Below are 20,372 nucleotides of genomic sequence, written 5' to 3'. Positions count from 1 at the left end.
TGTCGTTGCAAACGGCATCGCCAAGATGAAAGGATCCGATCATGACAGAGTCCACTGCAATAAACGCATCACTCCGGAAAGAAACAGGCAAGACGAGCAGGCGACTTTACTCCAGAGGACTCATTCCCGCGGTGCTGTACGGGCCATCCATGGAAACCATGACGCTCTCCCTTCCACGGTTTGAGTTCGAGAGATTCATGCAACAACAGGCCGGGTCGCCGGGCTTGGTGCAACTGAATATCGACGGAGCATCAAAGCCGGTAAACGCAATGGTAAGGCAGGTCCAGAGGGCTCCGCTCAAGGGGCACGTTCTTCACGTTGACTTCCTCGCGGTCAGGCTTGATCGGCCAATTCAGGCTAGCGTGACGCTACACTTTACGGGAGATGCGCCCGCGGCCAGGGAGGGCGGCACCATCCTGCACGAGATACGTGAGGTCACCCTGGAGGCGCTCCCGGCGGATCTGCCCGATTTCCTTGAGGTCGACATGTCCGGCTTGATGCTGGGGAGTACGATGACCGTGGCCGACATAGTGTTGCCGAAAGGTGTGACCATTCTCGAGGATCCAGAGGGTGTCATATGCTCGGTGGCGGCGAAAGGCGGATCAGCTGCCGAGGAAACCGAAGGCACGGTGGCTGAGCCCGAGGTCATAGGCTCGAAGTCCGCGAGTTCGGGCGAGGGCTAAATCGCGCCGATGTTTCGCATGATCGCCGGACTCGGCAATCCTGGTTTGCAGTACGCTCGAACACGCCACAACGCCGGATTCATGACCGTCGATCTCCTAGGCGAGCGGCTTTCCGCTCGATACTGGAAGGACGAGGCGGGATCGCATACCGCGTCGGTGAACTTCGATGACGCTACCATCGTGCTGGCCAAGCCGCTGACATACATGAACGTGAGTGGTCGGGCGATCCGAAGACTTTCAGAGAAGTATGAAGTCAAGGCTCCCGAAGTGGTGGTCGTGCATGATGACATAGACATCCCCGCTGGGCTCATTCGAGTCAAGCAGGGTGGAGGCCACGGAGGTCACAACGGATTGCGCTCAATCACCGACGAGCTCGGGTCGAACGAGTATGTCAGGATTCGGGTTGGCGTGGGGCGTCCCTTCGGCAGAATGTCCGCCGCCGATTACGTGCTGCAGCCACTCTCGGGTCAAGCGCTCGAGGAGCTCACGCAAACGGTGGAAGATGCCGCCGATTGCGTGATGCATCTGCTCAACCATGGACTGCCATCCGCGATGCAGGAATTCAACTCGCGAAGCTAGCCGGCGCGAATAAGGCTGGGTGGTCCTAGCGCAGGTATGGCATCGGATCGACAGGTCTTCCGTTGATGCGCACTTCGAAGTGCAGATGCGCTCCGGTAGAGAAGCCGGTCGAGCCAACAGAAGCGATGTGCTGACCACGTGAAACCCGTTGCCCCCTCGATACGTCGATGCTGCCACCGAGTAGGTGGGCGTATAAAGTGGCCACTCCATTTCCATGGTCGACCATCACTGTGACGCCGTAGCCGCCGCGGCGTCCCGCGGAGATGACCTCGCCTTCATCGGCAGCTACCACACTCGCGCCATTTATGCCTCTGCCTGCGATGTCGATACCCCAGTGCATCCTGCGTTCCTTGAAGATCGGGTGAGTCCGCCACCCGAAGGGAGAGGATACCCGATTGAACCCAGGCACCGGCCAGACCATCTCACCGGCGTGAAAGCCTGATCCGTCGGACGATCGTGCGCGGAGTTCGGCCGCTATGCGCGCGGATTCACGATCTTCGTCATCGGCGAGTTTGAGCAAGCGCTCGGCGTTCTCGGCGTTCTCGGCCACCATGGCAGCCTTTTGGTTCTGCACCGTTTGCTGTTCGTGCAGTGCTCGCTCCTGTCGGGACTGAAGATCACGCAGGTTGTTTTCGACTACCCTGGCTTCCTGATGCCTGGCTTGAACGGCCTCGAGACTTCGTGCGTGCTCGGCGCGGTGCCCCTCAAGGGTGACCCTTGTATTCTCGAGAGCGACCGCAAGGTCTCGATCCGATTCGACCACGCGCTGAACCAACGCGGTTCGGGCGAAGAAGTCTTTTAGGGTCTCGGCCTGAAGAAGCACCTCCAGAAAGAAGCCGTCACCCTGTTTGTAGGCGACGGTGATTCTGTCGGCCAGCAGTGCAGTTTGCTTGTCGTGCTCGGCCTGGATACGGGTGATCTCAGCTTCTTTTTGGGCTATCACCTCGTTCAATTCCGCGATCTGCGTCTCCAGGCTGGAGGTCTGCTGGCGCGCTGCATTAATTTGCGGCCGGAGCTTGAGGATTTCCCGTTGGTGCGCCGAGATTTTTTCGTCAATTTCTTCGATATCGGAGCGCAGGGCGTCCGCCGCAGCTTCCGCTTCTTGTGCCGCCTGCCTTGCCGCTTCGGCCTTGCGGCGGGATTCGGCGAGCTCAGCCGGTGTGGCGGCAAGCGCTTGAGAAGCAAAGGAGAAAAGGAGAATAAAGATAAGTATTGAGGCGATGTACGCGCGGGTGCGTTTCATGCTTTGAATCCTCCGGCCTGCTGGCTAGGAATTATGCTGTTGTTGCTCCGGAAGGCTGTACACGCCGAGGAGAATACCATGTTTTTTGCGATCGATCAATCTGGCTGGGTGATTTGCCATGTCGCCTCGGCTGGTCCGTCGACGATAAGCGTCTCGCCCTGGTCAGTAACGAGCACAAGCCCCAAGCCGTGTTTGCGGGCGTACGTGGTGGCAGCCTTCTGCCCCATCACAAATAGCGCGGTCGACAGGATGTCGGAATCCAGACCCGGTATCTCGCCCACGACCGTCAGCGAGCGTAATCCTTGCGCGGGCCGCCCGGTAGTGGGATCGAGGATGTGATGGTACCGGACTTCGTCGCGCATGAAGTAACGCTGGTAGTCACCGGATGTCGAAACGCTGATCTCGCCACGCGCGGTAATCGCCGCGATAGTCTGGCCGGGCTCCCTCGGGTGCTCCACCCCTATGCGCCATGGGGAGCCATCAGGCTTTTCGCCCGTTGTGATCGTGGTGCTTCCCGCGCTCACGAGCGCGGCCCCGATCGCTGGCGAGCGGGCGAGCACGGACGCAGCCTCATCCAGTGCAAGCCCCTTTGCCGCCCCGCCGAAGTCGTAGCGCGGTCTGATCAGTGCGGCTCTCAGCTCGGTTTCTGTAGGCACTCGGCCCTCGCCCTCGAAATCGTACAAGGCGACCACCTCGAACAGATGCGGCGAGAAGTACTGCTCGACGCCGAGGCGCTCCACCGCCGAGATGATCGCGCTTGCCTCGGCAGGCAGACTTTCGCTCCCCGCAGGTATGGTGGCTATCACGGAGTCCGGGTCGTGCACGTTGAGCACGCCTTCGACAGCGCTCATCGCCGAGTATGCGGAATCGATCGCGGTCAGGGACTCCGCGTTGGCGTTATCGGCGGGCCATGCCGTTACGCTGACGATAGTGCCCAGCGCCTGTCGCGCGTCCCGCAAAGGCTCGGCCTGCCGCGCGCAGCCGAGAAGCGCGCCGGTCAGAGCGGCGATGACAAGCAGGGTAAGGCTGATTAGGGCTTTGCGCATGTTGAGCCAAATTAATGGGTGCGGAAGCAGGGCATAGTTATTATACTTCTGCATTACTTGTTTTTCGGCCACTGGAGGCCATATGTTTCCTGTCATTGGTAAGCGGCAACTGTCGGACACGGTGTTTGAGCTTTGCGTCGAGGCACCGCGCCTTGCCCGCAAGGTTCGCGCGGGTCAGTTTCTCATCGTGCGTGTCGACGAGGACGGGGAGAGGGTGCCCTTCACCTTCTCGGACTGGTCTGCCGAGGAAGGCTGGATACGCTTCATCTTCATGCGGGTCGGGAAGACCACGCATAAGATGTCGCACCTGGATGTTGGGGACACGATCTCCGATCTCGTGGGGCCGCTCGGTATCCCGACGCACCTCGATGGCCTTGGACGGATAGCCGTTGTCGGCGGCGGAGTCGGGGCTGCCGTGGCGTACCCGGTCGCTCGGGCTATGGCCGATGCCGGCAACGAGGTCACTGTGATTCTCGGCGCTCGGACGAAAGATCTCCTGATCCTTCGCGAGGAGTTCGAGGCGCTGGGGCTAAGCAGGCTCATTGTGGTGACGGATGATGGCTCCGCTGGCGAGAAGGGTCTTGTTACCGCTCCGCTAAAAAGGCTGGCTTTGGCCGGCGAGATAGATCAGGCGATGGCGATTGGCCCGGCGATCATGATGAAGTTTTGCGCCGCGACCGCTAAGGAACAGGGGATTCCGTGCACCGTCTCGCTCAACCCGATCATGGTCGACGGCACAGGAATGTGCGGTGCTTGCAGGGTCAGTGTGGGCGATGAGATGAAGTTCGGATGCGTCGACGGACCGGACTTCGACGGCTGGAAGGTGGATTTCGAGGAGCTGATGAGCCGTCAGAGAGTGTATGTGGATGCGGAACGTGAATCTGATGCCGAATATTCTCGGGGGTGCGCGTGTCATCTGTAGATAACCCATACCTAGCTGCGTCATCCGCGCAAGACGCCTCTTCGGCGCAGCGACACAAGCCCTCGAAGGCCCCACGCACGCCGATGCCGGAGCGTCCCGCCGATGAGCGCATAGCGGATTTCGGCGAAGTCGCTCTCGGCTACACGGAAGAGCAGGCTCGCATGGAGGCGTCCCGATGCTTGCAGTGCAAAAACGCGGTGTGCCGCGAAGGATGTCCGGTCGACATAGACATCAAGGGCTTTATCGGCCACATCATCTCGGGTAATTACGCGGCTGGCGTGTCTGTGCTGAAGGAGCGAAACGCGCTGCCCGCAGTTTGCGGCCGCGTCTGTCCGCAGGAAGAGCAGTGCGAAGTCGTTTGCGTGCTCGCCAAAAAAGGCGAACCGGTGGCGATAGGGCGGCTTGAGCGCTGGCTCGGCGATTACGACATGAGCTGCCGGATAGATGAGCGTTGCGTTCCGGCCGCAGGAGAGGCAACCGGCTTTCGATGCGCGGTTGTCGGATCCGGTCCTGCCGGCCTTGCGTGCGCGGGTGAGCTGGCGCGCATGGGACATGAGGTCACGATATTCGAGTCGCTGCATGCTCTAGGCGGGGTGCTGACCTACGGCATCCCCGAATTTCGCCTGCCCAAGCAGATCGTGCAGGCCGAGATCGACTCGCTTGTCCAGATGGGCGTCAAGATGGAGTGCGGAGTCGTCATCGGCGCTAGCGTGACCGTCGATGAGCTGCTCGCCGAGGAGGGCTTCGACGCGGTTTTCATCGGTTCCGGCGCCGGACTTCCGGTGTTCATGGGCATCCCCGGGGAGAACCTCAACGGGGTTTACTCGGCGAACGAGTTTTTGACCAGGGTGAACCTGATGAGAGCGTATGAGTTTCCCAAGGCCGACACTCCGGTATGGCGAGGGCGAAAAGTCGCCGTGGTCGGGGGAGGTAATGTCGCGATGGACGCTGCCCGAACAGCGATACGCCTAGGCGCCGAAGAGGTGTTTTTGGTGTACAGGCGCACGCAAGACGAGATGCCCGCTCGACACGAAGAGGTCCACCACGCGAGCGCGGAGGGCGTCGTATTCAAGATGCTCTGCTCGCCGACGGAGATTGTGGGTCACGAAGGGTTTGTGACGGGCATTGTCGCTACTCGTATGGAACTTGGAGAGCCCGATTCCAGCGGACGGCGGGCTCCCGTCTGTGTGTTGGGTTCTGAATTTGTGATCGACTGCGACACTGTGATCATGGCGGTGGGCACAAGGGCGAATCCGTTGCTCTCGAAGGCCGCGCCCTCGCTAGAGCTCAACAAGTGGGGCTACATTCTCACAGATAACGAGGGCGCCACCAGTATGCCCGGCGTCTTTGCCGCCGGCGATATTGTCACCGGCGCCGCGACGGTTATCTCGGCGATGGGGGCGGCCAAAACAGCGGCTATCGCCATGGACAGTTGGCTGAGAGACCGATAGGCTATACTAAGTGGCGGTATCCGTAGATGAGCGGCTTTCCGCTCATTTGGTAGGTGCGGCGGTGGTTCAATGACTGACCCGATTAATGTTTTAGTGATCGATGACGATCAATCGATCGTTGAGATGATCAAAATGGGCCTCGAAATGGATAACATGCGTGTGTTCGGCGCCGCGGACGGCGGCGAGGGCATAGAGGTCCTGGCCAGTGAGTCGATCGATGTCGTCATTCTCGACATAATGATGCCTCGTGTGGACGGCTGGATGGCCTTGATGGAGATCCGCAACAACCCTGATACGGCCGGCATCCCCGTGATAATGCTGAGCGCCAAGACCCAGGATCTGGCGAAGATCCTCGCTTTCAAGCAGGGTGTGCAGCAGTATGTGACAAAACCGTTTAGCGTATTAGAGCTCTCAGCGCGGGTCGAGAGCCTTGCGAAAAGCAGGCGCATCAAGCCGAGTCAGACCACCTCCACCGATGGCGATTTCAGAAAGCTTGCCGTCAGAAAAGGCGGCAGGATCGCCCTGCTCGCCATCGAGGATATTGTCTTGCTCTCTGCGCGCAACAAGTCCACGTATGCCCACACCTTTGAAAACCAGTATCTCGTCGACATGACACTAACGGAGCTTGAAACGCGGCTCGCCAAGGAGAACTTCGTTCGCGCACACCGGGCGTTCATGATCAACCTCGACAAGGTTAAGGAGATTTTGCGGGAAGAGGGCGCGTACGTTGTTGTAGTCGGCGATCGCGATGAGACCCGGATTCCTGTTTCCAGGCGACAAACACGCGCGTTCAGGGAGGCGGTCGGCATATAGTGAAGGTGCAAGGGATGTTCTTCAGATGGTGCGCGGCCCTCGCTCTTCTTGTTGCTTTAGCTATGGCGATATCGCCGGCCTCGGCATACGCTGAGCGCACGCTCGCGCTTTCCGCCGGCTCCTTTGCCTTCGAGGTCGATCCCGGGCAGGAGAAGTCCGGCGAAGTGGTTGTGATCAACGAAAGCGATGAGCCGATAAGGGTACTTGTCTACACCTCCGATCAGATCATCGACGAGGAAGGTGAGATCACTTACAAGACTCCTGACCGCGACGACCCGGATTTCGCGCGTCGGCCAACTTCGTGGGTGAGGATTCAGATGCCCGCAGAAGCCAGGGCGATCGGCAACACGCCTTACCTCGAGATGGCCCCGGGCCAGCGTATCCCGGTCAAGTTTGTCTTTCAACCTCCGCTAAACGCCGCTCCGGGCGATCAGAATGTCATCCTATTCTTTGAGATGTTCGATATGCCGGAAGGCACCGAAGGCGCGATTACCCAGGTTAGAGGCCGAATAGGCAGCCGCCTGCAGATGCGTGTGACAGGTGAGCATATTGAGCGCATGAGCATCCGCCCGTTTATTGTGCCGGGCTTTGTCATTGGGAACCAGATTCCTTTCGATCTGACACTTCGAAACGAGGGGAATCTGGACCAGCGACTCAGTGTCGCTGTGGTTCTTTTTGATCGCAACGATGTCGAGATCGCTCGCTCTGAGCCGCACCTGGCTTCGGTCGTGTTCGCGGGCAGCAACAGGCGGCTGCAAGATGAGATAGCCTCCGACCGGCAGTTGTTCGGCCCCTACAACGTTCAGGCTGAGGTTTACAGGGTTGACGAAGAGGGCAAGATAATCGAGCAGCCCGAACAGTTACTTGAGAGTCGCAGTGTTTGGATTATACCGCTTTGGGCGGTAGTCGCGCTCGGTGCAGCCGTGCTGATACTGTTGGCGAGGGGGGCTTGGCACGTGCTGCGCGTGCGGTCAGGGAAGAATCAGAAGTTGGATGCCAGGGCCGAGGCTCGGCGTAGGCGCCGAGAGGAACGCGAAAGATAGCAATGATAAAACCCCGCGCGAAAATTCGCACGGGGTTTTAGTTTGCGACACGTTTTACTGCTGAGTCACAGTATAAGTGACGGATGCTGCATAGTTACCGGGAAGAGTAGTGTAGGGGACGTTGATCGAGTAGGTGTCGCTAAAGGGACGTACTCCCCTAACCTGATTCATTTGAGCGCCCAGCGATGTGGAGAATCCCATCAGCGCGACATCACCTGTGATGGATCGAGTCAGGTCGAAATTTCTGTTTGACCTGACCTCAAGGGCAACCGTATCTGAATGCGCGGTCTCCGGGTTGACTGCACCGAACTCAACAGCCTGGCCTACATCGGGTGTCGTGATAGTTAGTGCGATCATCGGGTTTACGGTCGCGCGCGCAGTCACCGTGCCCGATACGGGTGAGGTGCCCGAGTGGGTTACGGTATCGGCTACCGCGAATATCCCCATCGTGGCGAGCAGCGCGAATGCGACCGCCGCCGTTACTAACATCTTCATTTTCATACCTTTTCTCCTTTACTTTTCCTTTGCGTTCCGACGAGAGGTATTTTCTCGTTCGCCTTCTGGGTTTTTTATCGGACTTTGTGACAAGACACACAACTGTATTCTGACCGAAGGATAAATGGTCGGATAAGCGGGATCGTTGAGTCTCATTTGGCGCTTAGTCTAAGATGAAAGGCACCTATTCAGTATAAGCGGCCTTAATACCTCAAGATCAAGTTCGACGGCGAAAAACCCGATATTTCGTAATGGCGCATACTGTTGTCGACCAGCTAGTGGACGCGGGTTACAGTGAAGTGAAAGTGAAGCAGACGTTGATAATGAGTCGAACTGTGGTGGGTGCCGCTATATGTGGGGTGCTCCTCGTCGCGCTGCTGGCGACTTTTACCAGTCTGCCGACTAACAAGGCGGCCGCGCTCGTGCATCCTGTCACTATTACAATCGATGGCGCGTTCACTGACTGGAGCGCTGTTCTGGCGAACACCAACAACACTCGGTCGGACACTATCGAGCCTGCCGAGCCTGACCCGGCGCACGCACAGGCGGACATTTCGCAGGTGTCATCCACCTTTGACGCGACACACTATTTTGGATTTGTGCGCTTCAACTCCGTAAGTGAAAGGGAGCGTCGAAATGTTCGCGCCTACCTGGATTTGGATGGCGACGGCAGGATGCAAAGCACAGATAGAGTGGCAATTATCGTTTACGATCGCGACGGCGATGTGCGCGGGCTCTGGTGGGCCGGGTACACTCCCCAAGATCCCGCTGGGGATCTGCTGCGGGGTGATGGATTCCGACCGCCGGGAACCATATCGACACCAGCCGCGATCACCGGCCCCACGATCTCTGCCTCTAGCATTATTGGTGGAGCGATTGAGTTCAGTCTCACCTGGGCCCAGCTTGGCGTGCCGCCCGGAAGTCCGATCAATATCCAATTTGCTGCCTTGCGTGCGGGTACCGGTGCTCGTGAGCCCGACTTGGACAACACTTCGCTGGATAACGCGCCGGTGCTATCGATGCGTCATTTCGGCGTAACCCTTACGCCCAATAATTCGGGGGCGGTATTTCCCGGTGAAGCGGTCACTTACACGCACACGGTTGCCAATACCGGCAACGGGACCGAGACATTCAACCTGACAGCGTCATCCTCGCTTGGGTGGAGTGTCGTCATTCGGGATGCGGTCAGCGGAGAGGCTACCTCGGCTATCAGGTTGGCGAGAGGCGGGAGCCGCACCATCAACGTCGTGATCTCGGCACCTGGCACGGCCCCGCCTGGAGCGATCGATGTCACCACGGTGCGCGCCACGCACGCGACGCGGCCTGCGGTCACGGCCACAGCCACCAACACCACGAGGGCTGTGCGACTGCTACTGTACTCAGACGCCTCGCTTACCACAACAGCCACCGCTTTCGATCAGGGCGCCACCGCATGGGCACAGGGCAGTGGCCTTCAGCCGGGAAGTAACGTGCGCTTCAGGTGGCTCGACCCGCTGGGCGCGACGGCTGCGCAAAGCGGGTCAATAGCCGTGGGTGCGGATGGCCGGGCAGCGTCTAGCCATGCGCTCTCCGTGGATGCGCCCAGCGGGGACTGGACGGTGGCTGTCGTAGATGCATCCACTGGCAACGAGATAGTGCGCACTGGTTTCGAAGTACGTTTCGTCACGCGACTTTCGCTGACACTACCCACAGCCCTGGTGGACTTTGGCGCCTTGATGCCGGACTCACCATCGGCTACAGAAGCGATTGATGTCGTGATCGATGCGAACGTCCCTTACACCCTGACCAGAACTGTGTCGGGTGACGTAAGTGCGATGGGGTTTGCGATCTCCGGTGACGCCAGCAGATCCATGCCGGCCGGGCCGAGAACGATCACCGACTCGCTATGGGCCGTGCCCCCCTGGACCACCGACCCCGGAGTTCCTCTGGAAGTCACCATCAGATACACGCTGGTCCCCTGAGCTCTGTGCTTCGGTCTCGGCAGGCCTTTTATTTTAGTTCCTAAGGGACCCCAAGGGAGCCGGGAAGCGGCCTCCTCGGCGAATAAGGCGTGTTCCAGCCCATTGGTTTACCGATATCACGGGCGCTGTTCCGAAGAGTCCACCGTACTCGACGATATCGCCGGCGCTCTTTCCGATTACCGGAATGAGCCGGGCCGCGCTTGTCTTGTTGTTGATCACCCCGATTGCGCAAGCATCCGATATGATCGCGGCGATGGTCTCTACCGGCGTGTCTCCGGGTATAGCTATCATGTCCAGGCCGACGGAGCAAACGCTTGTCATAGCTTCGAGCTTTTCTAGCGTGAGCGCGTTTTCGAGCACCGCCCGAAGCATGTTGGCGTCCTCGGAGACTGGGATGAACGCGCCGGACAGGCCCCCGATACTGGAGGTTCCCATCGCTCCACCCTTCTTCACGGCGTCGTTGAGCAGGGCGAGCGCCGTGGTCGTGCCAGGGCCGCCGCAGCGTTCGACGCCGATGGCCTCTATGATCGCGGCGACACTGTCCCCTTGCGCGGGCGTGGGCGCCAGCGAGAGATCCACGATGCCCATCGCCACTTCCAGCCTGCGGGCGGCTTCGCGGGCAATGAGCTCGCCTGCTCGCGTGATCTTGAAGGCGGTGGCCTTGATAGCCTCGGCGACTTCGGTCAGATCGGCTTCGGCCGAAAGGGACTCGACGACCGCGCGCACCACTCCGGGGCCGCTGATCCCGACATTGATGACGGCGTCCGGCTCGCCAGGGCCGTGCACTGCGCCAGCCATGAAGGGGTTGTCTTCGACCATGTTGGCGAATACCACCAATTTGCCGCAACCGAATGAGCCGATCTCGGCGGTGGCGTGCGCCGTCGCGACGATCACTTCCGCCATTCGCAGAACCGCGTCCATGTTGATGCCGGCTCGAGTGGAGGCTACGTTGACCGACGCGCATACCCTGTCGGTGCTAGCGAGAGCCGAGGGTATTGAGTCGATCACTCGCCTGTCCCCTTCGCCGACTCCTTTATGCACAAGCGCCGAGAAACCGCCGATGAAATCAACTCCGACCTCATGCGCGGCGCGGTCGAGAGCCGCCGCGACAGGCGTCAGGTCAGCACTGCCGCACGCTGCCGCGAGCTGTGATATCGGGGTGACTGCGATCCGGCGGTTGACGATGGGGATTCCATACTCTCGCGAGATCGCCTCGGCGACCGGCACCAGGTGCCTGGCGCGTGTGCAGATCAGGTCGTAGACGTTTCCGGCCAGCTTGTGGATATCGGGGTCTGCGCAGCCGTCCAGCGAAAGTCCGAGTGTGACGGTGCGGATGTCGAGGTTTTGCTGTGTGACCATCAGTAGCGTCTCAAGGACCTCTTCGGGGGTTATGCGCATTGTATTGTTCTCCTTGGTGGTCTAGATGCGGTGCATGAAGTGGAATACGTCTTCGCGCTGCAGGGTAACTTGCATGCCGATGCGCTCACCCACCTCGGCCAGACGCGCCTGAACTGTATCGAAGGAGGCCACATCTTCATTCACGGTCACCAGCATGGTCATCGAAAAGATGCCGCCAATGATGGTTTGACGGATGTCTTCGATGTTTGCGCCGGACTCGAACAATGCCGTTGAGATGGCGGCCACTATTCCGATTCGATCCTGACCTAGAACCGACAGGACGGTTTTCACGTGCATGCTTGGCTCCTTTGAAGTGCTGATGAAAAGGCTATACTCATTTATACCGCTTGTTTGGGCGCGTGTCAGGCGGTTGGCGGTTATTGTGTTTTTTGGAGGCGACTATGGGGGTTCCGATAACTCCGGTGCGGGTAGGAGATATCGTGCGGCTGAAAAAGCCGCATCCGTGCGGGACTAACGAGTGGGAAGTGCTTCGGGTTGGCGCCGACATCAAGCTGCAGTGTCTGGGATGCGAGCGGCAGGTAATGCTGGAGCGCTATGAGTTCGACCGGAGGTTCAGGGGGTTTTTGGGCAGGTAGCTGCGCTGTTCACCTGAATGTGGACGTGATCGCCACCGCACGTGGTGTAGCCCCCCAGCTGATGGTCGATCTTGTCTGACAGCAGACGTACCCGGGCAATTGGAGTTATTCCGCCCACTACGGCATCGCCGCGCTCGACCGAAGGCTCATCGATGTGGATCAGCACCACGCATAGATCCGGCCTTCCGAAGGGCTGGATGTGGATTTCGTGGTCTTCGTCGGCTCCGTAAAGCTGGTAGCGAATCACGCCGGTTACCTTGCCGCTGACCGGTGCGAGCACGATGGTTCCTGGAGCGGCTCCGACGTCGGCAGCGGTGTCGGGAGGCCCGCTACGGTTGGTGCGCCACATCCTCAAAACTTCTCCCTCGAGCACCGCTTGGCCTGTCTCGGCGGTACTTACCCTCACGCGCTGGGGCTTGCGGGTTTCCGTGGCCAGATTCATGTCGGCGTCGGGCAGCAGCGAATCCAGGGAGCGCGCGGTGTTTCCGGAGGCTTGGTGGAATGCGATCGCGGTCAGGCTCTGCGGGTCAATCGGCAGGTAAAGATGGAGGTCGCGATAGCGCGCGAAAAAGGGAGTGGGCGTGGCGCTTGCCGTTACGGTCCGCTCTACCCCAACGATCTCGGGGTGCGCAGTGAGCGGAGTAGCCGACGTTCGCTCGCCGCTCGACCTATGCCAGCCCGTTGCGACTAAGACGACTGCGACAGCGGCCAAAGCGACTGTGAACAGCGCAATGGCCCGGCGACGTGCGGCTTTAGCCGACCGCGTGCGGCCGGGATAGCTCTTCAGGGTTGTTCGTCGGATTGGCTGAATTGGAGGGTCTTTCAAGGATTGGGCAACGACACAGCGAACAGTATAGCCGTGTAACTGAGGATAGGTATATAGTTGAAGGAGTGCATTTCAGGGTAGGGGCAGATTGGACATGGAAAAGCTCGAAACCATCGTTCATGCAGAACTGGCGTCGCAAAAAGCTCTCGAAGCGGCGCGCTCGCACGCACGCGACCTGTTCAAGCAGGCAGAAGCGCAAGCCGAGCTTGTTGTACTGGAGGCTGAGCGCGAGACCGCCGGGCAGATCGAGGAGTTGACGCTCCGGATTCGCCGAGAGGCTCAGGCAACAGCGGATTCGGTCGCCATAGAGGCCGAGGCGGAGCTCGATCGCCTTATTCGGCACGCCGAGAAGGAATTCGAGCCGGCTGTCCGGGCCGTCGTCAAGGCATTGAGGGGCGATTAGCGATGGCGATCGTGCGCATGCTGCAGGCTACGGTCATCGGGCATATTTCACTGTTGGAGGATACGGTGTCGGCCCTACAGGAGTTCGGGGCGGTCGAGATCGAGCGCTTTGATGTTGATCTCCAGGGACCCGAGCGCCTTTTGATCGATTTGGGGCGTAGCCGGTCGCTCGATGAGCAGATCGCTCGCGCGCAGTTCGTCTGTGAGTTTCTCGGCAGGTATCATGTGTCGGATGTCAGGCTCGGAGCATTCATTTCCGAGAAGATTCACATATCAACCAACGAGTTCACTCAGCTGGCCGCCGATGAAGAGTTCGACGCGCTCTATGCTGAGTGCGATGCCATGTCGGCCAGGCTTTCCGGGATCGAGCGGCAACGAAAACGCCTGTTGGCGCTAGTCGACGAGCTCACTCCCTGGCGGGAGGTGCGGCTACAGATATCGCAGTGGAAGTGCCGCGACCGTGTTGCGCTCATCGCCGGAACGGTTCCCTTCGAGCGCTCGTCCGAGATTCGCCAGGCATTGCGCGAGGAGGTGGCTGAGGTCACTGTCGATGAGGCGGGCCGTGGCGGCGGTCGGGAAGCGTGGATCGTGATGGTCCACAAGGATGTGGTTGACCAGACACGTTCGACGCTTGCGACCTTTGATTTTAGAGAGGCTTCATTCCTGGAGCTTGTCGATTACCCCGCCGAGGAGATAGCCCGTGCTTGCGAGCAGCTTGGCGAGCTTGACCGGCAGGAGGCCGAGCTGAGGCGAAGGGCCCTCGAACTTGAATCTGGCTACGAACGCGCCTGTGCGCTTGTTCAGGCTTTGTTGAGCAATCGAGATGCGCTCGATATCCGCGAAAACTTTGTCGCCACACACAAGACCTTTTCGCTGAAGGGCTGGGTACCTCAGTGCGAAAGCGATTCACTCAAGCAGCTCCTGTCGTCGATTTCAAGTGAAGTCGACATCACTTTCAGCGAGCCGGAAAAGGGGCAATCTGTCCCTGTGGCTTTGAAGAATCCTTGGTACTTGCGTCCTTTTGAAGTTTTGACGGACCTGTACGGCCGTCCTGCGTACGGAGGCATCGATCCAACGCCGCTGGTTGCGGGATTTTTCTTCCTGTTCTTTGGGATGTGCGTGGGAGACGCAGGGTATGGGGCGGTACTGATGGCTCTTGGCTATCTGATCAAAACAAGGCTGGATGTGGCCCCCGGAGTGCAGAGATTCATGGACTTGCTAATCGCGGGAGGCCTGGCCTCGATAGTTGTCGGAGTGGCCAGCAGGAGTTATTTCGCGCTGTCGGTCGACCAGCTTCCCGCTTTCCTGCGCTATCAGCCGCTCTTTGATCCGCTGGAGGACATAATGCTGCTGCTGCTGATCTCGGTAGCCATTGGCGTTATCCACGTGGTGTTCGGGGTGCTGGTAAATATGTATCGCTTGGTCAAGGCCGGCGAGTGGCCGGTTGCGGTGCAGGACGATTTTTCCGGGTTACTCATGATTGTCGCGCTGGTCCTGGCTGGTGTGACGAGTCAAGGCTTGTGGTTGGCATGGCTTGGGACGGCCGCTGTTGTGCTCAAAGGGCGCGTGATCGAGGCCGTGATGAGGTTGAGCCCGAAAGAGACGTTAGTCGGGTTGGGAAGAGGGCTACTCGGGCTTTATGGGCTCTCGGGGTACCTCTCGGATTTCCTTTCCTACACCCGGCTTGTGGCGTTGGGGCTTGCAAGTTTGCTGGTAGGGCAGGTAATGAACATTCTTGCCGGCATGGTCGTGGAGTTGCCGTGGGGGATCGGCATTCTTGCGGCAGCCGTGATCCTTATCGTCGGACATGCGTTCAACATCGCCATCAACATCCTCGGCGCATTCGTTCATTCAGCGCGTCTGCAGTTTGTTGAGTTCTTCAGCAAGTTTTACAGTGCCGGAGGAAGCGTCTACTCGCCGTTTTCCTGGCGGACCAAATCACTGGTGCTTCACCCGGAGTTGGGTGAGCAGGAAGGAGGCAAACGCTTGTGAAGGAGTTTGTCCTGGGGATGTCAGGTGTGGAGTGGGCGTTTTTTGGCGCGGCTCTGGCCGCGATAGGGGGTGGAATCGGCTCCGCCATAGGCATTGCGATTGTGAGCGGAGCGGCTACCGGCGTGGTTTCCGAGGCGCCCGAGAAGTTCGGCCGGCTGCTCCCGCTGACGGCGATGCCGGGCACGCAGGGCATCTACGGCTTCATCACCGCCCTGTTGGTCTTTATTTTTCTGGGATTTTTCGAAGGTGATCTGGCTCTGAGCGCTACCGAGGGGCTGAGGGTCTTCTTTTCCTGTCTGCCGGTGGCCTTTGTTTGCATGGTCTCGGGGATATATCAAGGTCTTGCCGCAGTCGGAGCCGTAGGTATGGTCGCCAGGCGGGACGAGGAAGCCGGCAAGGCGCTGATATTTCCGGCGCTTGTCGAGACCTACGCTGTTTTCTCGCTGATCATAAGTGTTTTGATGCTGATAACCGTGACGGGATGATGTATGGCTCTAAAAGACATCGTCAGCCGTATCGAAAACGACACTCAATCTGAGGCAGGAAAGATACTCGCGGAGGCGCAAAGAGAGGCCGAGGCCCTGCTTGAGGCCGCAAGGAATCAAGCGGTGTCCGCCGCGCACGAGAGCATTGAGAGGGCCACGCGCGGGGCCAACGCGCAGGCAGGCGCGATCGTAGCGGCCGCGCGGTTACGCGCACGTGACGCAAGGATCGCCGAGAAGCACGCCTTACTCGACAGGGTCTTGCGGGAAGCGGTAGAGCGCGTGGAATCTTTACCCGACGATGAGTATGCCGCGATTCTTGTGCGTGAAACGATCGGTATCTTGCGTGATGACGAGCGTGTCGAGGTTGGCCGCCATGACGCCGAGAGGGTAGCGGAACGCATCTCTGGCATGCTTCGTGATGCCGGTTTCGATGTGTCCGTTGATGTTGCTCCTGGCGCTGCCGAGAAAGGCGTTGTCGTTCATGGCAAGCGCGTGTATGCGGAGATTTCGATTGCCGCCCTGGTGCAAGAGCGCCGCTTTGCTCTTGAGGCAATCGCTGGTGACTATCTGTTCGGGACCGAAAGAGGGACTTCGTGACAGGAACCGCCACCATACGAGGCTCACTGGAGTTTGGGTTCGCCACAGGCCGAGTCCGGGCATGCGAGACGAGACTTCTCGGCAGATCCCACCTCGAGCGGCTGCTCGATACCGACAGCCTGGGAGAGCAGGTCAGGATTTTGTCGGAGAGTGTCTACGGAGGCTATCTGGACGATGTTTCGGAGATCGCAGACGTCGAGCTTGCGCTGCGAAGGGCGTCAGCGGACCTGCTCGGCCGCTTTCTAGAGAGCGCAAATCTGCCGGTGCATGTCGTCAGGTTCCTCAGGGCATTCGAGGACTACAATGAATTGCGCGGCTTGCTGAAGGCCGAGGCGCTGGGATTGGCGCCGGACGTCTTTCTCGGCGGCCTGGGCACCGTGAACGCCGAGAAGTTTGCGGCCGGGCGTCTGCCAGCTTACCTTGCCTCGGTGTTGAGTGTGGTTCGCGGCAAGGCGCTTCTTGACGACGAGACTCTTGCCTTAGATCGAATCGATCAGGCGGTTGACGCAGAGATGTATCGTGCGCTTTTCAGGCAAGCGAAAGCGGCTAAGAGCGGGTTTCTGAATAAAATGGCAGGCGTCATGGTGGATGTGGCCAATGTAAAAGCGCTGGTCAGGACCAAAGCCAGGGGACTTCCTTCCGATACGCTTGCGGACAGCTTCATTGCGGGCGGCTCGCTTACACAAGAAGGCCTTGCTGGAGTTTATCGGTATTCGGCGGAAGAGGCCGCTGCCTACATGACCGGGTTTGGCGTGTTCAGTAAGGTCGACCCGGAGGCGCTTTTCGAGCCGGCTCGTTTTGATGTGGTGGCCGATACGGTCATCGCACGGCATGCACGCGAGGAGGCCATGCTGGTTGCAGCTGGTCCCGAGCCGGTCTTCGCTTACTTCTTCTTGCGCCGAGTAGAGATAGCCATCGTGCGGACCTTGCTCTGTGGCATGATCGCAGGCGTCCCGCGCGAACTACTGCGTGCCAGATTGAGGGATGTGACACGATGACTCCCATGAAGGCTGCGGTCATAGGAGACGAAGCCAGTGTCGGGATATATCGGCCGCTGGGGTTCGAAGTTTTCTCGGTAACAAGACCGTCGGACGCGCGGGAGATATGGCCCACGCTACTTCAAGGCGGATATGCGGTCGTGCTTGTCGTGGAGAGGGTTTACGAAGCGATCGCCGATCTTGTCGATGCGACCGCAGAGGAGATGCTTCCCGCTGTGACCCTGATACCGGAGGCGGCTGGAGGTACCGGGGCGGGGCAGCGTAAGATCAATCGCGCCATCGAGCGGGCCCTTGGCGCCACCATTCCAACTCGGGAAGAGGATGAGTAGATGGAGCAAGGCAGAATCGTGAAGGTCTCCGGTCCCCTTGTTGTAGCCGAGGGGCTTGGCACCTCCAGGATGTACGATCTGGTCCGTGTGGGAGAAGAAGGGCTGATGGGCGAGATCATCGAGATGCGCAAGGACCGCTGCTCGATTCAGGTATACGAAGAGACAGAGGGCTTGGGGCCCGGGCATCCTGTGATGTCGACAGGCGCTCCGCTCTCGGTGGAGCTGGGCCCAGGCATGCTCGGGACGGTTTACGACGGCGTCCAGCGGCCGCTAGATGCGCTGCAAGCGAAGGCGGGAGCTTTCTTGACGCGAGGGATAAGCGCGCCAGGGCTTGATCGCGAGAAAACCTGGGTGTTTCATGCTAACGTGAAGGAGGGAGATCGCATCAGCGGGGGAGATGTGATCGGCGTGGTTCAGGAGAACGAGGTTATCAGCCACAAGATCATGGTGCCGCCAAGTGTCGCCGGCAGGGTCGAGTCCATCAGCGGAGGCACATACACGGTCGATCAGCCGATCGGGTTGGTGGCAGACGAAAGCACCGGCAAGTCTGTCGAGCTGAAGCTCATGCAAAGGTGGCCGGTACGGGTTCCTCGGCCGTACTCGCGCAGATTGCCGGTGGATTCTCCCCTGGTAAGCGGCACACGCGTCATCGACACTTTCTTTCCGCTGCTAAAAGGCGGTGTAGCTTGTATCCCGGGACCTTTCGGCGCGGGAAAGACCGTGACGCAACACCAGATAGCGAAGTGGTCCAACGCCGAGATCGTCATATTCATCGGCTGCGGTGAGCGCGGCAACGAGATGACCGACGTGCTCATGGAGTTCCCCGAGCTCCATGATCCTCGTACCGGCCAGCCACTGATGAAGCGGACGGTGCTTGTCGCCAACACGTCGAACATGCCGGTGGCCGCCCGCGAGGCGAGCGTATACACCGGCATTACGATGGCGGAGTACTTCCGCGACATGGGTTACAACGTCGTATTGCAGGCCGATTCGACCAGCCGCTGGGCGGAAGCCATGCGTGAGATATCGGGGCGCCTTGAGGAGATGCCTGGCGAGGAGGGCTTCCCCGCTTATCTCGGCACCAAGCTGGCGGCTTTTTATGAGAGAGCGGGCAGGGTTGTGGCTTTGGGGAGCCGATCAAGCGGTGCGCCTTCTGCCCACGACGACGGTGTGTTCTCGACCCACGATGCCGGCGAGCGAGTGGGCTCGGTGTCGGTCGTCGGGTCCGTATCACCACCAGGAGGCGATCTCTCCGAGCCTGTCGTTCAGAATACGCTCAGGGTGGTCAAGGTGTTTTGGGCGCTTCAGGACACGCTCGCCTACCAGAGACACTTTCCTGCTATCGAGTGGCTCACCAGCTACTCGCTCTACCTCGACAGGGCCATGGAGTTTTGGGATGCCAATGTAAGCAAGGAGTTTCGGTCACGCCGCAATCGCTGCATGGTGATTTTGCAGCGCGAAAGCGAGCTCGCCGAGATCGCTCGGCTTGTGGGAGTGGATGCGCTCTCGCCCGAGGAGCAGATATTGATGGAGGTCGCGAAGTCCATACGCGAGGATTTCTTGCAGCAAAATGCATTTCGTGACGACGATCAGTTCACCTCCTTGCGCAAGCAAGACAGACTGCTTCAGGTCATCTTGCACTTTTACGACCGCGCGCTTATGGCGCATGCGGCCGGGGCGCCGCTCGCCGCGATTTTCTCGGCGCCGGTGCGCGAGAAGATCGCCCGGGCCAAATTCACGCCCGAAGACGACGAGGACGCGTTCGCCGGAATAATCTCTGATATCGAAACCCAGTTGGTGGCCGATGGTTCTGGAGTGGGGGTGAGGCGATAGTGCGCCAGTATATGACGACACGCGATATCGTAGGACCGCTCTTGTTGGTAGAAGATGTTGCCGGTGTTACTTACGGCGAATTGGTGGAGCTTGAGTATCCGGATGGAACTCATTCACTCGGCAACGTGCTTATGGTCGACGAGGGCGTCGCGTTGGTTCAGGCGTTTCAGGGCACCCAGGGCTCCAATCCGGCACAGACAAAGGTTCGTTTCACCGGCCGCGGAATGACGCTTGGAGTCTCAAGAGACATGCTGGGTCGAGTTTTCGACGGGCTCGGACGCCCTCGGGACAAGGGGCCCGAAATACTGCCGGAGGAGAGGCTCTCCATACATGGCTCGCCGATCAATCCTGTAGCCCGGGACTTTCCTGATGATTTCATCCAGACCGGAGTTTCGAGCATCGACGGCCTCAATCCCCTGGTGCGGGGCCAGAAGCTACCTGTTTTTTCCGGCCCGGGACTGCCGCACAACGAGCTGGCCGCCCAGATCGCCCGGCAGGCCGCGGTTCTTGAAAGAAGCGATGATCCCGCAAAGGCCGGCCAGAAGATGGAAGGCGAGTTCGCCGTGGTCTTCGCCGCGATGGGGATTACCTTCGAGGACGCCGAGTATTTTATGCGTGAGATGCGCGATACGGCGGCTATCGAGCGAGCCGTTTTGTTCCTCAATCTCGCCGATGATCCG

General features: G+C 59.5%; 22 protein-coding genes. 16 read left to right on the top strand and 6 right to left on the bottom strand.

Features of this window, described 5'->3' with window-relative positions; genetic code table 11:
• Positions 1-41: 41 nt before the first annotated feature.
• Both KGZ89_06420 and pth read left to right on the top strand, forming a co-directional pair.
• A complete protein-coding gene (locus tag KGZ89_06420; protein MBS3974483.1) occupies positions 42-683 on the top strand; it encodes a 50S ribosomal protein L25 in 642 nt (213 codons plus the stop codon).
• Positions 684-692: 9 nt separating this feature from the next.
• Complete coding sequence (pth, locus tag KGZ89_06415) at positions 693-1,262, top strand: aminoacyl-tRNA hydrolase (GenBank protein MBS3974482.1); 570 nt, start codon at positions 693-695, stop codon at positions 1,260-1,262.
• Positions 1,263-1,287: 25 nt separating this feature from the next.
• Here pth and KGZ89_06410 read toward each other — a convergent pair whose 3' ends face one another.
• Both KGZ89_06410 and KGZ89_06405 read right to left on the bottom strand, forming a co-directional pair.
• A complete protein-coding gene (locus KGZ89_06410; protein MBS3974481.1) occupies positions 1,288-2,505 on the bottom strand; it encodes a peptidoglycan DD-metalloendopeptidase family protein in 1,218 nt (405 codons plus the stop codon).
• 95 nt (positions 2,506-2,600) lie between these two features.
• On the bottom strand, positions 2,601-3,551 hold the full coding sequence (locus tag KGZ89_06405; protein MBS3974480.1) for an FAD:protein FMN transferase: 951 nt from the start codon (positions 3,549-3,551) through the stop codon (positions 2,601-2,603).
• 82 nt (positions 3,552-3,633) lie between these two features.
• Between KGZ89_06405 and KGZ89_06400 the strand changes: the two genes are divergently transcribed.
• From KGZ89_06400 to KGZ89_06385, 4 genes are all read left to right on the top strand, one after another.
• Positions 3,634-4,473: a sulfide/dihydroorotate dehydrogenase-like FAD/NAD-binding protein gene (locus KGZ89_06400; GenBank protein MBS3974479.1), complete on the top strand. Its 840-nt coding sequence runs from the start codon at positions 3,634-3,636 to the stop codon at positions 4,471-4,473.
• Positions 4,474-4,556: 83 nt separating this feature from the next.
• Positions 4,557-5,924, top strand: a complete 1,368-nt coding sequence (gene gltA, locus KGZ89_06395; protein ID MBS3974478.1) for an NADPH-dependent glutamate synthase — start codon at positions 4,557-4,559, stop codon at positions 5,922-5,924.
• A 69-nt stretch (positions 5,925-5,993) separates the two neighbouring features.
• Complete coding sequence (locus tag KGZ89_06390) at positions 5,994-6,737, top strand: response regulator transcription factor (protein MBS3974477.1); 744 nt, start codon at positions 5,994-5,996, stop codon at positions 6,735-6,737.
• Between the two features lie 14 nt (positions 6,738-6,751).
• The gene (locus KGZ89_06385; protein ID MBS3974476.1) at positions 6,752-7,780 is read left to right on the top strand and encodes a hypothetical protein; all 1,029 of its coding nucleotides are present in this window, start codon (positions 6,752-6,754) and stop codon (positions 7,778-7,780) included.
• Between the two features lie 54 nt (positions 7,781-7,834).
• Here KGZ89_06385 and KGZ89_06380 read toward each other — a convergent pair whose 3' ends face one another.
• Positions 7,835-8,275 (bottom strand): hypothetical protein, encoded by a 441-nt coding sequence (locus tag KGZ89_06380; protein MBS3974475.1) that lies wholly within the window; start codon positions 8,273-8,275, stop codon positions 7,835-7,837.
• 323 nt (positions 8,276-8,598) lie between these two features.
• Here KGZ89_06380 and KGZ89_06375 point away from each other — a divergent pair, with 323 nt between their 5' ends.
• Positions 8,599-10,236 carry a hypothetical protein gene (locus KGZ89_06375; protein ID MBS3974474.1) on the top strand — a complete coding sequence of 546 codons (1,638 nt, stop codon included), beginning with the start codon at positions 8,599-8,601 and terminating at the stop codon, positions 10,234-10,236.
• A 33-nt stretch (positions 10,237-10,269) separates the two neighbouring features.
• Here the strand turns inward: KGZ89_06375 and KGZ89_06370 are convergent, their stop codons facing one another.
• Together KGZ89_06370 and KGZ89_06365 are read right to left on the bottom strand one after the other, a co-directional pair.
• Positions 10,270-11,634: a PFL family protein gene (locus KGZ89_06370; protein ID MBS3974473.1), complete on the bottom strand. Its 1,365-nt coding sequence runs from the start codon at positions 11,632-11,634 to the stop codon at positions 10,270-10,272.
• A 21-nt stretch (positions 11,635-11,655) separates the two neighbouring features.
• The gene (locus tag KGZ89_06365) at positions 11,656-11,931 is read right to left on the bottom strand and encodes an ACT domain-containing protein (protein MBS3974472.1); all 276 of its coding nucleotides are present in this window, start codon (positions 11,929-11,931) and stop codon (positions 11,656-11,658) included.
• A 104-nt stretch (positions 11,932-12,035) separates the two neighbouring features.
• On the opposite strand from KGZ89_06365, the gene KGZ89_06360 reads away from it, so the two are divergent.
• Positions 12,036-12,230, top strand: coding sequence for a DUF951 domain-containing protein (locus tag KGZ89_06360; GenBank protein MBS3974471.1), 195 nt, complete (start codon positions 12,036-12,038; stop codon positions 12,228-12,230).
• Here the strand turns inward: KGZ89_06360 and KGZ89_06355 are convergent.
• The gene (locus KGZ89_06355) at positions 12,208-12,942 is read right to left on the bottom strand and encodes a hypothetical protein (protein MBS3974470.1); all 735 of its coding nucleotides are present in this window, start codon (positions 12,940-12,942) and stop codon (positions 12,208-12,210) included. The genes KGZ89_06360 and KGZ89_06355 overlap by 23 nt on opposite strands.
• Before the next feature lie 208 nt (positions 12,943-13,150).
• Between KGZ89_06355 and KGZ89_06350 the strand changes: the two genes are divergently transcribed.
• The 8 genes from KGZ89_06350 to KGZ89_06315 form a co-directional block, all read left to right on the top strand.
• Positions 13,151-13,459 (top strand): hypothetical protein, encoded by a 309-nt coding sequence (locus tag KGZ89_06350; GenBank protein MBS3974469.1) that lies wholly within the window; start codon positions 13,151-13,153, stop codon positions 13,457-13,459.
• A 2-nt stretch (positions 13,460-13,461) separates the two neighbouring features.
• Positions 13,462-15,450: a V-type ATP synthase subunit I gene (locus KGZ89_06345; protein MBS3974468.1), complete on the top strand. Its 1,989-nt coding sequence runs from the start codon at positions 13,462-13,464 to the stop codon at positions 15,448-15,450.
• 17 nt (positions 15,451-15,467) lie between these two features.
• A complete protein-coding gene (locus KGZ89_06340; GenBank protein MBS3974467.1) occupies positions 15,468-15,935 on the top strand; it encodes a V-type ATP synthase subunit K in 468 nt (155 codons plus the stop codon).
• Between the two features lie 3 nt (positions 15,936-15,938).
• Positions 15,939-16,532 carry a hypothetical protein gene (locus tag KGZ89_06335; protein MBS3974466.1) on the top strand — a complete coding sequence of 198 codons (594 nt, stop codon included), beginning with the start codon at positions 15,939-15,941 and terminating at the stop codon, positions 16,530-16,532.
• Positions 16,529-17,530 (top strand): V-type ATPase subunit, encoded by a 1,002-nt coding sequence (locus KGZ89_06330; protein ID MBS3974465.1) that lies wholly within the window; start codon positions 16,529-16,531, stop codon positions 17,528-17,530. Before KGZ89_06335 ends, KGZ89_06330 begins: the two co-directional genes overlap by 4 nt.
• Positions 17,527-17,859 (top strand): hypothetical protein, encoded by a 333-nt coding sequence (locus KGZ89_06325; GenBank protein MBS3974464.1) that lies wholly within the window; start codon positions 17,527-17,529, stop codon positions 17,857-17,859. Before KGZ89_06330 ends, KGZ89_06325 begins: the two co-directional genes overlap by 4 nt.
• Positions 17,860-19,692: a V-type ATP synthase subunit A gene (locus KGZ89_06320; GenBank protein ID MBS3974463.1), complete on the top strand. Its 1,833-nt coding sequence runs from the start codon at positions 17,860-17,862 to the stop codon at positions 19,690-19,692.
• Positions 19,689-20,372: V-type ATP synthase subunit B (locus tag KGZ89_06315; protein ID MBS3974462.1), on the top strand; the 684-nt coding region annotated here is incomplete at its 3' end. The genes KGZ89_06320 and KGZ89_06315, both read left to right, overlap by 4 nt.

Source organism: Actinomycetota bacterium (assembly GCA_018334075.1).
Lineage (GTDB): Bacteria > Actinomycetota > Coriobacteriia > Anaerosomatales > UBA912 > JAGXSC01.
The sequence above is the reverse complement of the archived record's forward strand: the minus strand, read 5'-3'. Positions and strand labels throughout refer to the sequence as shown.